The organism is Paraburkholderia sp. D1E (assembly GCF_052682275.1).
Window position 1 is genome coordinate 3,853,138 of sequence record NZ_JBQYMB010000001.1, and the last position, 15,004, is coordinate 3,868,141.

At 55.7% G+C, this 15,004-nt stretch carries 10 protein-coding genes and 1 pseudogene; 2 read left to right on the forward strand and 9 right to left on the reverse strand.

Translation table 11 applies throughout. The annotated features are described in order from the left end of the window. Positions 1 to 28: 28 nt before the first annotated feature. The 7 genes from ACUN0E_RS17335 to ACUN0E_RS17365 form a co-directional block, all read right to left on the reverse strand. Positions 29 to 1,564: a class I adenylate-forming enzyme family protein gene (locus tag ACUN0E_RS17335; protein ID WP_445567379.1), complete on the reverse strand. Its 1,536-nt coding sequence runs from the start codon at positions 1,562 to 1,564 to the stop codon at positions 29 to 31. 305 nt (positions 1,565 to 1,869) lie between these two features. Continuing rightward, positions 1,870 to 2,343 (reverse strand): MaoC family dehydratase, encoded by a 474-nt coding sequence (locus tag ACUN0E_RS17340; RefSeq protein WP_445567380.1) that lies wholly within the window; start codon positions 2,341 to 2,343, stop codon positions 1,870 to 1,872. A gap of 144 nt (positions 2,344 to 2,487) precedes the next feature. After that, positions 2,488 to 3,516: a glutathione S-transferase N-terminal domain-containing protein gene (locus tag ACUN0E_RS17345; RefSeq protein WP_445567381.1), complete on the reverse strand. Its 1,029-nt coding sequence runs from the start codon at positions 3,514 to 3,516 to the stop codon at positions 2,488 to 2,490. Positions 3,517 to 3,654: 138 nt separating this feature from the next. Continuing rightward, a complete protein-coding gene (locus ACUN0E_RS17350) occupies positions 3,655 to 4,437 on the reverse strand; it encodes an SDR family oxidoreductase (protein ID WP_445567382.1) in 783 nt (260 codons plus the stop codon). Then, complete coding sequence (locus tag ACUN0E_RS17355; protein WP_445567383.1) at positions 4,434 to 5,267, reverse strand: AraC family transcriptional regulator; 834 nt, start codon at positions 5,265 to 5,267, stop codon at positions 4,434 to 4,436. The genes ACUN0E_RS17350 and ACUN0E_RS17355 overlap by 4 nt, the downstream gene beginning before the upstream one ends. Before the next feature lie 93 nt (positions 5,268 to 5,360). Further along, positions 5,361 to 6,890, reverse strand: coding sequence for an AMP-binding protein (locus ACUN0E_RS17360; protein ID WP_445567384.1), 1,530 nt, complete (start codon positions 6,888 to 6,890; stop codon positions 5,361 to 5,363). A gap of 1,482 nt (positions 6,891 to 8,372) precedes the next feature. Further along, complete coding sequence (locus ACUN0E_RS17365; RefSeq protein ID WP_445567385.1) at positions 8,373 to 9,191, reverse strand: Crp/Fnr family transcriptional regulator; 819 nt, start codon at positions 9,189 to 9,191, stop codon at positions 8,373 to 8,375. 414 nt (positions 9,192 to 9,605) lie between these two features. On the opposite strand from ACUN0E_RS17365, the gene ACUN0E_RS17370 reads away from it, so the two are divergent. Together ACUN0E_RS17370 and ACUN0E_RS17375 are read left to right on the forward strand one after the other, a co-directional pair. Next, positions 9,606 to 10,715: a TauD/TfdA family dioxygenase gene (locus tag ACUN0E_RS17370; RefSeq protein WP_445567386.1), complete on the forward strand. Its 1,110-nt coding sequence runs from the start codon at positions 9,606 to 9,608 to the stop codon at positions 10,713 to 10,715. A 122-nt stretch (positions 10,716 to 10,837) separates the two neighbouring features. Then, positions 10,838 to 11,425 (forward strand): annotated as a pseudogene (locus ACUN0E_RS17375) (HD domain-containing protein). Between the two features lie 440 nt (positions 11,426 to 11,865). Here the strand turns inward: ACUN0E_RS17375 and ACUN0E_RS17380 are convergent. Next, positions 11,866 to 13,728 (reverse strand): acyl-CoA dehydrogenase, encoded by a 1,863-nt coding sequence (locus ACUN0E_RS17380; protein ID WP_445567387.1) that lies wholly within the window; start codon positions 13,726 to 13,728, stop codon positions 11,866 to 11,868. 13 nt (positions 13,729 to 13,741) lie between these two features. Next, positions 13,742 to 14,920 (reverse strand): acetyl-CoA C-acyltransferase, encoded by a 1,179-nt coding sequence (locus tag ACUN0E_RS17385; protein WP_445567388.1) that lies wholly within the window; start codon positions 14,918 to 14,920, stop codon positions 13,742 to 13,744. Positions 14,921 to 15,004: the final 84 nt, after the last annotated feature.

Below are 15,004 nucleotides of genomic sequence, written 5' to 3' on the forward strand. Positions count from 1 at the left end.
CTCTCCGTTTTTCAGTTGGCGAAGCGATTCATGCTACTTTCAGACTATCTCGGAGCCTCGACTTGACGACCTTTCCGGTTGGATTCCGTGGAAGCGTGTCCACAAACACGAATGCATTCGGGATCTTGTATCCGCCAAGATGCAATTTACAGTGAGAACGAATTTCTTCCGGTCCGATCGCGCTAGCTTGTCGTCGAACGATAAAGGCGCAACCAACTTCGCCCCATCTCTCGTTCGGCATCCCCACGACTGCGCATTCAGCTATATCAGGTAGAAGGCCAAGAACCCGCTCCACTTCGGCCGGATAGACGTTCTCGCCACCGGAGATAAACATATCTTTCCGGCGATCCACAATGTAGAAGTAACCCTCGTCGTCGCGATAAGCAATGTCGCCGGATCGAAACCATCCAGACGAAGTAAACGATTCGCGAGTTGCTTCAGCTCTTTTCCAGTATCCTGAAGTAACGGTCGGTCCACGCACCAATATTTCACCAAGCGCGCCATTGGGCACGGGCTCATCATCCGGACCAACAATCATTATTTCAGCCAATATGCTTTGAAGACCGGCCGAACGATACTTTTGAGCCGACATCGCGAGCGGCGAAACGAGTGAGAATCGCCCCGTCTCTGTCATGCCCCAACACTGCCGCACCGGCACCTCCACGTCAGCATATCGTTCAATCGTAGAGGCAGCGCAGGGCGCTCCAGAGCAAGCGAATCCTTGAAGCGACGCCGATCGAAGTCTTTCAAATCCGGGTTCCTTGAGCAGCATCTCGAGAATCGTTGGAACGCCTAACGTGTGTGTTATGCGTCTCTTTGGATCTGTCAGAAGCTCCAGGACCACGCTCGCTTCAAAGTCACGAACGACGACGTTGGCGCCCCCAAAAAAGAACACGGGATTGGTAAAGGGCAGCAAGCCTCCAGCATGAAACTGTGGCAGCATGACCAGATTGCGACTGTCGGCGCTCAAGCGGAACGCCGAACCCATGGCAATCGCGTCGGCCAACTGCATGCCGTAGGTGAATTGCACGCCCTTCGGAAGACCAGTTGTTCCCGATGTGTAGAGCAAAGCCCAGAGGTCCCCTTCCTTGCGGATCCCGTAGTTCTCCCGCATTGGCTCCGCACTTACGAACGATTCGTATTCGCTATTTTCCCCAGCCTTCATCTCAATCGAGTGCTTGATCAAAGCAGTCGAAGCTAACTGTTCAGCCACGCTTCGAAACTCTGCTCCGTAAAAAATTGCCACGGGCTCCGCGTCGGCCACGATCGACTGCAGTTCATTTATCGACAGTCGCCAGTTCAAGGGCACGAAAATCGTCGCTGTCCGCATGCAGGCGAACTGTATTTCAAGGACGTCAGTGTCGTTTCGCGAAAGAACGAGCACGCGATCGCCCGGGAGTGCGTTAAACACCGTCACAAATCCGGACGTCAAGCGAGCAATCCGATCATCGAATTGAGCGTAAGTACGCACGCGTCCCGAACTCACATCCTCACAAGCGACATTGGTCGGCGACACCTTCGCGTGATGGGCGATCCAGTCCACCGAAAAAATCCCGTGTTCCATTGCGTCTCCTCTGTTTTCAGAATTCCTCGGGTCCGTTTTTTTGATATCTGAATCAATATGGACCAACGATTCTTCTCTGTCTTGAACGAAATTGCGGACCAACTCACATCCACTGGATTTGGCCCGCGTAGCGAAAGATATTCAGATCCTGCTACTTGTCTGCGAGATCGTCGCGATGTTGAAAATTTTGTTCCGGCGGTTAGCTGATCGGCTACATTCCGCTGTCTAATGCGAAAGATGACGATTAGAGGGAGCACAACAGGGTCGGGTGCCTATAAGCGGCAAGTGGCGCTGTTTGTGCAGCATTAAAAATAATGTCGAGTAATGAACTCAGCAACGCATGCTGGCTTGCCACTGCCTTCAATGTCGAGCGTCACGTCCCAAATCACTTGCACGCCTCCGGCTTCGACATCAGTCACGTTCATCACCTGGAAGCGAGCCCGCACACGCGTACCCACACGCACCGGCGCGGTGAAACGCACGCGATTGAGTCCGTAGTTGACGACCGTCCGTTGCTGCAGTTCGACCGTCCGGCCGAGCAGTGCCCCAATCAGCGACAACGTTAGAAAACCATGCGCGATGGGGCCGCCGAACGGCGATTCGCGCTCAGCGCGTTCGGGATCGACATGGATCCACTGATGGTCGCCCGTCGCGTCGGCAAATTCGTTGACGCGCACTTGATCTATTTCGACCCAAGCACTCTCTAACGGTGCTACATCGATCAAGGCCCGAAGAGAACTGACATCGGAAACTCGCATGACTTTGTCGGTTTGTTCCATCTTTGACTCCTTCGGTGTTTCGTTCGTTGTTTGAGCGACAATGGAACATCTTCAGGCATACAGAATGCGCGATATCACAGGTTTGAAATTTCTCCAATCGTGAAATCCCGTAGCTCTTCATACCTGACTACGTCCCAGCCACTCTTATCGAAACAGGGCTTCGCAACCTGTTCCGGCAAGAATCTCGTCGACCGTAGCGCGATCAGCATCCCATAGTGCTTCGTGTCCGGCCCGGAGCCACTTCAAACACTTTCCTTGGTACGAAAACGGCACCTGCATCCACGGTTTCCCATCAACCTCTGTCTCGACGGCATCGGAGCCGATCGCTAATGCCCGAGCGTTGGCTAGCATCACGGGTGGGTAGACGCGTCCGATCTCGCCTAACAAATCGATTAAGGTCGCAGGGACTGAGTCCAAACTCATCCAGTCGTCGTCTACCGGTTCCAGCCCTGACAGATCTTCCATCAGCCCAACCCACGCGAATACGCGAGGCGCGATCTTCAGTGTCAGCTCCATGGATGTCGGGTCGAAGCCGGCCAACTGCGTCAGTTGCCCATAGACACCAAAGTCGCATGCGCCGGGGCGGCGGCCAAGAATGAAAGGCTGTAGTTTCAGATGCGATTCGAACGCTCCAAGAAACCGGCGGTAGCTGGCTTCGATCACAGGGCCCGTGACCGCGTTTGATCCGACGACGTAGAGTCGACTGATCTGGCGCTCGGAGAAACTCCTTACAGATGCTGCGTATGCCTCGTCTGACATCGAAATGCCATGCCATAGCGGCAGCACACGAGCCGATTTATCTATATCCTCGTCGTTGGACCAACGATAGTGGTACATGGCCTTTGTCAGCCATTCGTCGGCATAGTCTTCGATCAAGGCATCCAGAAATGCCAGTGCCGGATCGTTTGGGACGACGTTGCGACCTTTCCGCTCAGCATCGAGTCGACAGATGATTGGAGTGGAATCCACCACAGCTTCCAGCTCCCCGCCAGGACCAGGCAGGTAGAAAGTCGGCATCAGTTCGACTTTTGGCTTTGGCAGACTGGCAGTGATGTCGCTACCGGTAATCAAAAGCCGATAAGGAATGCGACGATAGCGCAGCACAGCCAGCATCTTGCGTGTGTAGGGTGATCCTGGGGCGCCACTCAGGGCAATACGATCGGTCTGCGTCATGAAGAGGCTCCTTCGTTATCTGGCTACGACCTATTTTGACGATCGGTCTTGAATGCGGAGATCGTTCGTGATGTTTTTTAGTCGGTCACGTCGGTGACATCCCGCGGTTCAATCAGAATCACGCCAAAACTCGCCCCCCTAGATCACAATGGCACCGCCATCGACGACAAGAATTTGCCCCGTTATATGCCCACCTGCGTCGGAAGCAAGGAGTAATGCGGCGCCCTTCAGATCGTTCTCGCCACCAAATCTCCCCAGCGGTGTTTGAGCCAACAGGTAGTCACCGTGCTGACTGATAGTCATCCGCGACATCTTCGACGGGAAGTAGCCTGGCGCCAAAGCGTTGACGCGAATACCTCGTGATCCCCATTCCGCGGCAAGGGCCCTTGTCATGTTCACGATTGCACCTTTCGCCGTGTTGTAGGCAATAGTGCCGATCATCTGTGGATGGTGACCGCCAAGCCCTTCTGACGAAGCGATGTTTAGCACAACTCCACGTCCGTTTGGCAAAAAAGCCTCCTTCGCGGCTGCGCGTACTAACGCGAAAGGTGCGGTTACATTTACACGCATCACACGCTCCCATCCTTCGGTCGGATAGTCTTCCGCAGCCGCCCCCCAAGTAGAGCCAGCGTTGTTCACGATAATGTCAATTCGCCCGTGACGACGCATGATCTCCTCCACAAGCGTCTCGGCAGTTCCTTCAAGACTCAAGTCAGCTGCGATAGCGTCCGCTTTAATCCCATCGGCGACCAGAGCGGCTACCGCCTCGTCCAGCTCAGCCTGTTTCCGAGCGACCAACACGACGTGCGCGCCGAACTCCCCGAGCGCTTCGGCGATTTGAAGTCCGAGCCCGCGTGACCCGCCAGTAATGAGGGCGAGACGACCTGACAGGTCAAAGAGGTCGCTAAGATGTTTTTTCATGTCAGACATATCGTTCTCAAAAGTGAACTCTTGAAAATACGGGTCAAATGTGATTGGTCGGAGAAACCGCAATTCATTGCAACATTTGATATGGAATTCGTTTCAATCAGGAGCTTTGCGGCCTCCCCAGCGCGTGCTTGCATACGCCAGGCATGAGGGGACAAACCGTAACGTTCCTTGAAGCGACGAATAAGCGAATGCGTCGAAAAGCCAACTTGCTCGGCGACACTTTCAAGCATCGTTCTTTCGAACAGGGTACTGGCCAATATGTGTCTGGCTCGTTCGAGGCGTACATCCGAGTGCCCGATCCACGGCATTCGCGGCTCAAATGAATCGGTATTTTCTGAAAACCACCGGATCAATGACTGCAGCAGCAGTTCTTCTTGTGTCACCAGCTCAGTCGTTTCTGACGCACGGTGGAGATCATAGAATAACGCAACGTCTGGACTTTGATTCCCACACACGGGATTAGCAAAACTAATCACGCCTTTCGCTTTTCGCCACGCATCATCGTGTTTGACTAACAAGCTTGGAGGAAAATGCAGGCTTCGAATTTCCCAACTGTTTCCATCGATCGGGTACGCCGATTGGACTTGATGCGCACCTACCAGAACCATTTGTCCCGCTTCCACGCGCCGAATCACTCTGTCAATCGTTACGTTGACTGTCCCTGCAGTCACCAGAATTGCCGTCATGACGTCGTGCGTATGAGGAATGAACTCCTGATCATGGGCCCCATGGAACATTACAACATCCGTCCGCGTCTTAAAACGCCAGCACTTTCGATTGTCGAGCTTCCTTTCCAGCAACACATTATTGGAACGTAACATTTCCCCCTCCTCCCTAACATCACGTTCAATAGCGTCCCGCTAAATACGCGAGATTTGATTGTCTGCTACGCTTCAAGTGCCGAACCGTATATGTCAATTGACTTGACGCGTGAGATTCTCCCAATACGGTTTGCGCAGTAGATATTTCTGTAGCTTGCCGCTAGCAGTTCGAGGAAGCTCATTGCGAAATTCGACGCGTTTTGGACACTTGTAGCCCGCCACGTGTTGACGGCAATGTGCAATAAGTTCTGCATCGGTCACGTTTTGACCAGCTTCAAGAACGACGATCGCCGTAACCAGTTCTCCCCATTTTTCGTCGGGAATCCCAATGACTGCGACATCGCGCACAGCAGGATGCGATGTCATCGCATTCTCTACCTCAACGGAGTCGACATTCTCACCGCCTGAAACGATGATGTCTTTGATTCGATCAGTAATCGTAAGATAACCCTCTGAAATGACTCCGCCGTCACCCGTTCTGAACCAGTCGCCGTCATGTGCCTTAGCAGTTGCCTCAGGATCATTCCAGTATGAATCGAGAATTCGACTTGAGCGTGCAAGCAATTCTCCGCTCGGATCAATCTTCAGTTGCACATTCAGAGTCGGGACGCCTGCACGTCCAAGCAACCGGGCTTGCTCGAACGAATCCAGATCATCCCACTCCGCACGCATGCGATTGAACGTAAGTAAGGTGCTAGTCTCAGTCAGGCCATACACCTGGATCAACTCCCAGCCGAGTTCGTCACGCACGCGCTGGATTGTTCGGGTCGGTGGGGGCGCACCCCCACAAATGATACGCAAGCGGCCGTGCCCGGGAATCGGACCATTCCAGGTCTTTGCGCCATCAAGGATTGCGGTCACCACAGCTGGGGCGGCGCCTAGATACGTCACGCCATGCAACTGAACGCGCCTGAGAAGCTCGGTTCCATCCATCTTCCTCATGACTACGTGCTTGACCCCCATCGCAGTCGCTGCATAGACTTGCCCCCACCCGTTTCCGTGGAATGCTTGAACAGCATGCAGATAAACGTCCCTATCAGAGACGGATGTCTGCCAGCCGAACACTACCGCGTTTAGCCATAGGTGCCGGTGCGACATCTGCACACCTTTCGGCTGCCCTGTCGTTCCCGAGGTGTAGTTGATGACGGCGGTGGCCATCTCATCTTCGACCCATGGCACCGGGTCCGCGGCGCTGCTCCAAATCCTGTCATCGTCGTCCCCAAGGACAAATGTTCTCTGGCATGGGACGAGCTCCGCAAGATGCCGGAACTCAGGGTCAAGCAAAAGAACCTCCGCGCCTGAGTGAGCCATGATGTGACGGATCTCGGCAGGAGCAAGGCGGAAATTCACCGGCACAAGGACCCGCCCCCATCCTGACACTCCGTAGAAGGTACAGATAAGTCGCGCAGAATTCTGCGAAATGATAGCAACACGGGCCCCTACGGGGACTCCCATCTCGTCCAGAGTTGCGGCCTGCGCACGAACCTTACGTCCGAGTTCCGCGTAAGTCACCTCACCCCAAGACCTGGCGGGCTGAACCTCTTCGTCGACGATCGCCACCCGATCGGGGTATGCAACGAGCGCGCGATTCAGAAAGTCGTTGATGGTCAATGATTTGTACATAGATACTCCGAAGAGATTCTTGTCAGCGAAGCACTCGATGGTTTTTTGGAGAATGTTCGCCCCGCGCCATGATGCGCTGAGTCAGGACTGAAACCTTGTCGAAGACCGGTGCGTGGGCTCTCCATAGTTGAGAAACTGGCAGAATTCAATAGCTGTCCCAGTCACGCTCGCGGCCACAAGTTTTTTCATACTGTTGCGTCCGACATCCCCGAACGGTACGTCTTCAATCATGACTTACCCTTTCAACCTCAAAGCCGCGATGCAGAGAAGTCCGCAACATGCGGGTGAGAGCCAAATCAGTCTGCGCCCCGTCGCGAGCGCTACAATCGCCAAGTAATTCGTCTCGTTGTTGACTAGTTTGACAAAGCCGCGGACGGAACTCTGTATCAATGGATACGGCGCGATACAGGGGTTTTCCCGCGCGGTCGAATACTAATGAAGTCGCGTGCGACTGATAGCCGTCAGCGGGAAGTCGTCGGCGAACGCTGAGCCCTGGTGGCCGGCACGAAGCGTGCTGCCATCCGGGGTCTTGAATGTTGCGGGTTTCTCTGCGTCTCCGGATTTCTGCTCTAATGACGCTGCTGGCGGACATAACTGAGTGCGCATCGACACGGCTCGGGACGGCCTTCCCCAACATGTCTGGATCACCAATGCGGTCGAACCACGCCGGCAAGTCGCCGAGGGCAAAGCGTCTTTGCTCGATTCAATCGCACTCGAAGATAGCTGCCGCACAATGCGATTTCAGTCCGAGACAACTCGCGCCCGGTCGTCGCACCGAACAGGACTCTCCCGGCGACGGTAGCATTGATGCATCGATATAAAAATGACGCGGCAAGAATGCACTCGCGTCTCGCCGCCTGCCGGACGGAAACGTATATCTGTCCGTCTGACGAAGCGGCATCTGAACGCGGAAATTCACGTGATTGCCGAGGAAATTTTTGGCAGGAGTCTTCGTCATAGCTGGAAGCACATTCTGTGCGATGCTGGGAAGGTCGATGCGCAGCATTGTGGTACTCGAGCGAAGTACAGGACGGCCGGATGGGGCGCCGCGCTATTCGACATGCTTCGCCGTCAAGTGCGGTCACCAAGCACGGCTACGCATCTCTGCGCGGGACTGCGCGTAATCACGGCTACGAACACAGCGGCGAGATCGATTCCCTCAAATTCGAGTTCATCCCCTCATTGCGCGGTGGCGTGCGTCTCGACGTGCCAGACTTATATCGTTGAGCAATCTGAATATCCATTTCGCGAGATGCTTTTACTAGCTACCTGCGGGTCACGCCGCCCACCAGACTGCTGTAACACGTGCGATTTCACTACACGTTCAGTCACGTAGGTCGACAGAACCCCGCGAAGTCGAATTGACATCCTCATCGTCGGCGCTCATATCATCACACGACAGTCGACAAACCGCGTGGCGGGAGGTCATTCATGGAAGGTCATTCGACAGGATGCGGACGGAGAATCTCAACGGCATGATGGTCAGTCGTTTGCGTACTGATGTACCAGCCCGGAAGTGTCGGCGACGGCATGCAGTGCAGCGATGTCCGAGATAATGATTTCCCGACCCATTTTCAGGAGAATTCCCTCCTCCACAAATCGCGCAAGTTCGCGACTCATGGTCACACGGGTCACCCCTACAAGGTGAGCAAAGTCTTCAACGCGGTGACTTTTTGACAGACGCGCGGTATTGTTCGCCTCCAGTGTTCCATATGCGTGGAGCAACTGGACGAACAGCGTCGCCACACGCACACGCGCCGGAAAACCCGCATACATGATGTGCATGCACCCGACGCGACCCTTCTGCGCCAGTCGACGGGCTAGTTCAATGAAGATCTCGGGGTCAGCCCGACCGGCTGACATGATCGCGGCATGGCTAATCACGAGGACCCGCGAATCTTCAACCGCGACCGCGGATGTGTAACGTGGCTGGTCATCAAAGATGCCGTATTCACCAATCGTTGTGCAAGGTCCCGCAAATGCGACGTCCCGGTCCGACCCGTCTATTCCAGTCATGAACACCCGGATTCGGCCTGCCAGCGCGTAGTAGAAAGACGTGGCAGGTGCGCCCTGACGGTATAGATACACGCCGCGGGCGAAAATGCGTTCCATGCCCAGTTTGGCAATGCTGCGCGGGAGCTCCCTTACTTCCGGGAGCAAAAACGGGGAACTTGCTGGATCAAGCGGTGCCAGTCGCGTCTGCGAAACTGTTTCTTCGGTCGGCTGAAATCCCGTCAAGGCTGCGGAAACCCGAGCAGCCGTGAACTCGCCCGATAACCCGGTGCTTTGAGCATTCCTCATTCGACGCCTCCTTCGTTCCCTGCCAAGGGAACTCATCGCGCAGTATCGAAGGCGTTCCAGGTGGCTCTTCGCCTCTGTTCGGAACGCATGATCGACAGGGTCTCCATTGAGCTTACTAATTTTCGCCAGAACCGGAGACGGGCTAACCTCGAATCTAATCTGTCGCTCGCTTAAGGATGCCTAATCGTCAGACGGCCGGCATCGGCAATTACACCTATTTCGCTGCCGCACCATGGACCGGTCCCATATCATCGCCCTATGTCGCAGAGTCGTTTTTCTATTTTAATATTGAATTTAGTATCAATTGATACATAGGACTGCGGAACCGGGAAATACAGTGGAATCACGCGAATCGCGCGAGACATTGAATCGTGCAGTGCGTCATGAATCCAACCTCAAGATAAGGAGACTTAAATGAATCATACAGCCGTCAATCCGTCCAACTCCGAAACAGACATTCGCTCCTCCGCCCCCATTGCTGGCAGCCACGCCGGTCTGAACGACGAGGTAACAGTGCAACTGCATCCGCAGGGCATGCCGTTGTTCATCCTGCCCGTATCCAAGCACCTGAAGTCGGATTTTTCTGCCTTTCATACGTGGCTGATCGCCCATGAAGACGCCATCGAGAAACTGCTGCTCGAATTCGGCGCCGTGAGACTCCGCGGGTTTCCCGTCAAGGGGTCGGAGCAGTTCCGCGAACTGATGTCGCACTATCCCGCCGCGACCATGGGGTACAAGGGCGGTGGAGGGCCACGCGCAGCGGTCGCGGGCAGGGTGATGGAGGCAACACGTACAGACAAAGACCGCTTCATCCAGCTACACCAAGAGATGTCGTATCAGCGGCAATGGCCGCTGAAGCTTGCCTTCTATTCCAACGTAGTGCCGAGTGGCGGCGGAGGAGCCACCACGATCGCCGATATTCGCCGCTACGAAGCGAAGATCCCGCAGCGGATCCTCGACGAGGTGCGCAAGCGAGGTGTCCTCTATCGCCGCAATTTTCGCGACGGACGAGTACCGACGGATGGCTGGACCAGCCAGTTTCTTAACATGCATCGGCCATGGCAGGAGGCATTCTTCACCGAAGACAAGGCCGAGGTCGAAGCCGCATGCGAAGCCGGCGGGATGGAATGGCAATGGCTGGAGGATGGCAGCCTGCAAACCGAAGCCCACAAATCCGGTTTCGTCACTCATCCGGTACTCGGCACGCGCCATTGGTTTAATCAGATCAGCAATCAGACCGCATTACCCCAGGGCGACAGGCTTTGGCATAACACGCTAACGGCCGAGGATCTTCGACAAGGTAAGCGTTATCCCAACGAACCTAGGTTCGGCGATGGCGGCAAGATTCCCGTCGAGGATGTCGAGCTCCTGCGCCAGATTGAAGATGAAGTCCTGATTGACGAGCCCTATCTACCCGGCGAAATCATGATTCTGGACAACGTTCTGTGCGCCCATGGCCGCACACCGTATGAGGGTCAGCGCGATACGCTGATTCAACTTCTAGGGACCGGGAGCAGTCAATAAAGCGCACGCGGCCCGTGACGCATTGCTGCTGGATTGGCCGGCAGCCAGGTCAGTGAATCGAGCGCAGTCGTAGACGAGGCCGCGAATTCTTCGCAGATGAAGAAACATTTGGGAGACAGGACATGACTGCACAAGCCACCTTTGCACATATCGGTAAAAGCACCCCCGAAGACTGGGCTGCCATCCTCGGAGAACTCAGGCCTTATGCCGCCACACTGGCGGACCGCGTACTCGACCATCTAAAGGTGCTTGAAGACGATTGGGGCGGCTTGCCCGTCGCTCGCCTCACGCATTGCCTGCAGACCGCCACACTGGCTCATCGGGACGGACGAGACGAAGAGTACGTGGTCTGTGCGCTGCTGCATGACATCGGCGATACCCTCGGCAGCTACAATCATCCTGATATCGCTGCGGCCATGCTCAAGCCATTTGTCAGCCCGGAAAATGTCTGGATGGTGCAACATCACGGTGTCTTCCAGGGCTATTATTTTTTTCACAACATCGGCCTGGACCCGAACATGCGGGATCGGTTTCGCGATCAGCCGGAACTGTTCGAGCGTACTGCCTAGTTTTGTGAGAAATACGATGCGCCGGCATTCGATAAAGATTACGACACGTTGCCGCTGTCATTCTTCGAGCCCATGGTTCGACGCGTGTTCGCCAAGCCACTTCATTCCATATACGACAAGATGTTTCGCCCCGCTGAATGAGTCTCACCGACCGTGCCGTGACTGTCGCACGTTGTGCGGGGTAAAGCATAAGCCAGCACAACGTGCGACGGAACAAAGCAATCCGCGAATGGCGTTGCTTCGGCCTCCGCCTCGAGCGCACTCGTCAACGTGCAGCGCCGTCTGTTGGACAAAATCAATTGTCTCGCTCCATTTCGCGTGATCTATGTCGAGGCAATCAATCGAAATGATGGATGCAAGGGGATGCCAGTAGAATAAATTTTCCGGAGAATTTCCAACTCAAGGCGGCAAATGCGTACGAATCTTGTCAAATGGTCAACGACACTCACCGGCTGGATCTGTGCGACGGTATATTTGGATCAAAACGACAGATTGTCCGACGGCTGATTATCCTCGAGATGGCCTTCGCATCCCCGTAGTTTTCTTTAGCGTTTCCGTCGAACAGCGAGCAATCAACTACATCAGAACCAGATGTCTTGCATGTCGAGGGCGGTCCGGTCAAGTGTCTCGAGCAGATTGAGTTGCGTTGTTACGCGTGGCAATTCCCATCTGAAGAAATACGCAGCGGCAGCCAACTTACCTCGATAGAACGAGTCGTCTTCCTTATTTCCATCCATCGACAGAGCGGAATGTGCCACGATGGACTGTTCCAGCCAGATCCATGCCACTACGATGTGGCCGAATGCTTCGAGATATACCGATGCGTTGGCAAGGGTAAGACTTGAATCTCCAGCCGCCCACAGTCGCCGCGTAACGAGTTTAAGCCCCGCCATCGCAGTGCCCAGCGCATTCGCATATTCGTGGAGTGCAGTATCTTTTTTAGCAAGCGCCCTATGGACGCCGGCCTGCACCGTCTCGCCGAGCATTCTCAATGCCTCGCCGTCTTTCATCATCACCTTGCGACCCAGCAGATCTAATGCCTGGATCCCATGCGTGCCTTCGTGGATCGGATTCAAACGGTTATCGCGATAGAACTGTTCGACGTTGTACTCACGCGTGTAGCCGTAACCGCCGTGCACTTGGATTGCGAGGTTGTTCGCTTCGAGGCACCATTGCGATGGCCAGCTCTTGGCGATCGGCGTCAGGATCTCGAGCAGCGAAGTGGCGCGCTCGCGCGCGGCTGCGTCGCCGCCAACCTGTGCGGCGCGCTCCTCGTCAACTAGCTTCGCACAGTACAGGATCAACGCCAGCGCGCCTTCCGCATAGCTTTTTTGCGCGAGCAGCATCCGACGTATATCGGCATGTTCCACCAGCCTAACCTGTGGGCTAGCGGGGTCCGCTCGGCCTTTACCGATGGCGCGCCCCTGCGGCCGATTACGTGCATAATCGAGCGCGTGCAGGTAGCCTGTATAGCCTAGAACTGCTGCACCTAGTCCTACGCCGATGCGCGCTTCGTTCATCATATGGAACATGCATGCGAGTCCCCGCCCGGGTTCGCCCACTAGATACGCAACTGCTCCAGCTTTGCCGCCTGGCCGATATTTGACGCCTTCGCCAAAATTGAGTAGACAGTTTGTTGTACCCCGATGACCCATTTTGTGGTTCAGACCCGCGAGTACTACGTCGTTGTGCTCCCCGAGCGAGCCGTCATCACGGACGAGGTATTTTGGTACAACAAAGAGCGAGATACCGCTAACGCCATGAACCAGTTTTCCGCCTGGACCCGGAATCTTGGCGAGCACCAGATGTACGATATTTTCCGAGAGTTCATGCTCCCCACCGGAGATCCACATCTTGTTACCGCGCAGGCGGTACTGCTGACCAAACGCGGACTCGCCCTCATATTCGGCACGGGTGGTAATGTCCGAAAGTGACGAGCCCGCCTGCGGCTCCGATAGACACATCGTGCCGAAGAAACGACCCTCCATCTCAGGTCGCACGAACGCATCGACCTGCGCTGGCGAGCCGTACGTGCGCAGCAGGTTTGCGTTGCCGATGGTCAGAAATGGGTAACCAGCAGTGGCGGCGTTCGCACTCAGGAAATATGCGAAGCCGGCCTTCTCCACGACCAGCGGTAGTTGCGTACCGCCGAGTTCATAATCCTGCCCCGCAGCGATCAAACCGGCTGCGTTGAAAGCGTCGAGCGCAATCTTCACTTCGGGGATGATGTGAACAGTTTCGCCGTCGAAATACGGTTCCTGCTGGTCGTTCTTCTTGTTGTGCGAAGCGAATAGGTCGGTGGCGATCTTCTCACAGGTGTCGAGTGCAGCATCAAAGGTTTCACGCGTATGGTCCGCATACCGGGGAATGCTCGTCAGTTCTTCGACCCGGAGCCACTCGTAGAGCAAAAAGTTTAGATCACGGCGTGAGAGAATCAGTGACATGACACCACTCCGTTCAAAGCACTTCGAAAAGACCTGCTGCGCCCTGACCACCGCCGATGCACATCGTGACGATCACGTACCTCACGCCGCGGCGCCTGCCCTCGATAAGTGCGTGGCCAACGAGCCGCGCGCCCGATACTCCGTACGGGTGACCGACCGCAATTGCGCCGCCGTTCACGTTCAGGCGGTCCATCGGAATGCCCAGCTGATCGGCGCAGTAGAGCACCTGCACGGCAAATGCCTCGTTCAGTTCCCACAGGCCAATGTCCTCGATCCTCAGGCCCGTCCTCTTTAGCAGCTTCGGAACCGCGAACACTGGACCGATGCCCATCTCATCCGGCTCGCATCCTGCCACTGCGAATCCGCGGAAAACGCCCAATGGTTGAAGGCCTTTCGCAGCAGCCACGCGCGCATTCATCACAACGGTCGCCGATGCGCCATCAGAAAACTGTGAGGCATTACCCGCCGAGATTACGCCGCCAGGAGTGGCTGAACGAATTTTCGACACTCCTTCGAGAGTCGTATCCGCTCGAATGCCTTCGTCAGCCGAAATCGTCACTTCCTTCGTCACAATCTGACCAGTGGCCTTGTCGGTCACACCGGCGATCACCGTCATCGGCACGATCTCGTCATTGAACAGGCCTGCGGCCTGTGCAGCCGCCGCGCGTTGCTGACTGCGTACGCCGTATTCGTCCTGACGCTCACGGGAAATCCTGTAACGAGTTGACACGTTCTCGGCGGTCTGCAGCATGCTCCAATAAATTTCCGGCTTGTGCTGCACAAGCCACGGGTCACTCGCGAATTGTGTGTTCAACTGCCGCTGCGTCCACGAAATGCTCTCCAGTCCGCCCGCAACGAAGATATCGCCCTCATCGGCAATCACACGCTGCGCGGCCATTGCGATCGTCTGCAAGCCCGACGAACAGAAGCGGTTCACAGTGGCGCCCGGGACCGTCACTGGGCAGCCGGCGCGCAGGGCGGCCTGCCGCGCGATATTGGTCCCTGTCGCGCCTTCAGGATTCGCGCAGCCCATTAACACGTCTTCCACCTCGCCGCCCTCTATACTTGCGCGCGAGATCGCATGCAGTACCGCATGGGCGCCAAGCGTCGCACCGTGAGTCATGTTGAAGGCTCCTTTCCAGCTCTTCGCGAGACCGGTACGCGCCGTGGATACGATCACTGCTTCATTCATGTCTTGTTCCTCAATATGCTTCGACGTCGGACCGTCCGCGGTCACGAACGCATTTCATCCTTTGCGCTGGCCGGAAACGACGAA

Coding starts and splice junctions, on each gene's coding strand:
- ACUN0E_RS17335 (WP_445567379.1), bottom strand. CDS start 1,564: ATGGAACACGGGATTTTTTCGGTGGACTGGATCGCCCATCACGCGAAG.
- ACUN0E_RS17365 (WP_445567385.1), bottom strand. CDS start 9,191: ATGAGGAATGCTCAAAGCACCGGGTTATCGGGCGAGTTCACGGCTGCT.
- ACUN0E_RS17345 (WP_445567381.1), bottom strand. CDS start 3,516: ATGACGCAGACCGATCGTATTGCCCTGAGTGGCGCCCCAGGATCACCC.
- ACUN0E_RS17360 (WP_445567384.1), bottom strand. CDS start 6,890: ATGTACAAATCATTGACCATCAACGACTTTCTGAATCGCGCGCTCGTT.
- ACUN0E_RS17350 (WP_445567382.1), bottom strand. CDS start 4,437: ATGAAAAAACATCTTAGCGACCTCTTTGACCTGTCAGGTCGTCTCGCC.
- ACUN0E_RS17355 (WP_445567383.1), bottom strand. CDS start 5,267: ATGTTACGTTCCAATAATGTGTTGCTGGAAAGGAAGCTCGACAATCGA.
- ACUN0E_RS17340 (WP_445567380.1), bottom strand. CDS start 2,343: ATGGAACAAACCGACAAAGTCATGCGAGTTTCCGATGTCAGTTCTCTT.
- ACUN0E_RS17380 (WP_445567387.1), bottom strand. CDS start 13,728: ATGTCACTGATTCTCTCACGCCGTGATCTAAACTTTTTGCTCTACGAG.
- ACUN0E_RS17385 (WP_445567388.1), bottom strand. CDS start 14,920: ATGAATGAAGCAGTGATCGTATCCACGGCGCGTACCGGTCTCGCGAAG.
- ACUN0E_RS17370 (WP_445567386.1), top strand. CDS start 9,606: ATGAATCATACAGCCGTCAATCCGTCCAACTCCGAAACAGACATTCGC.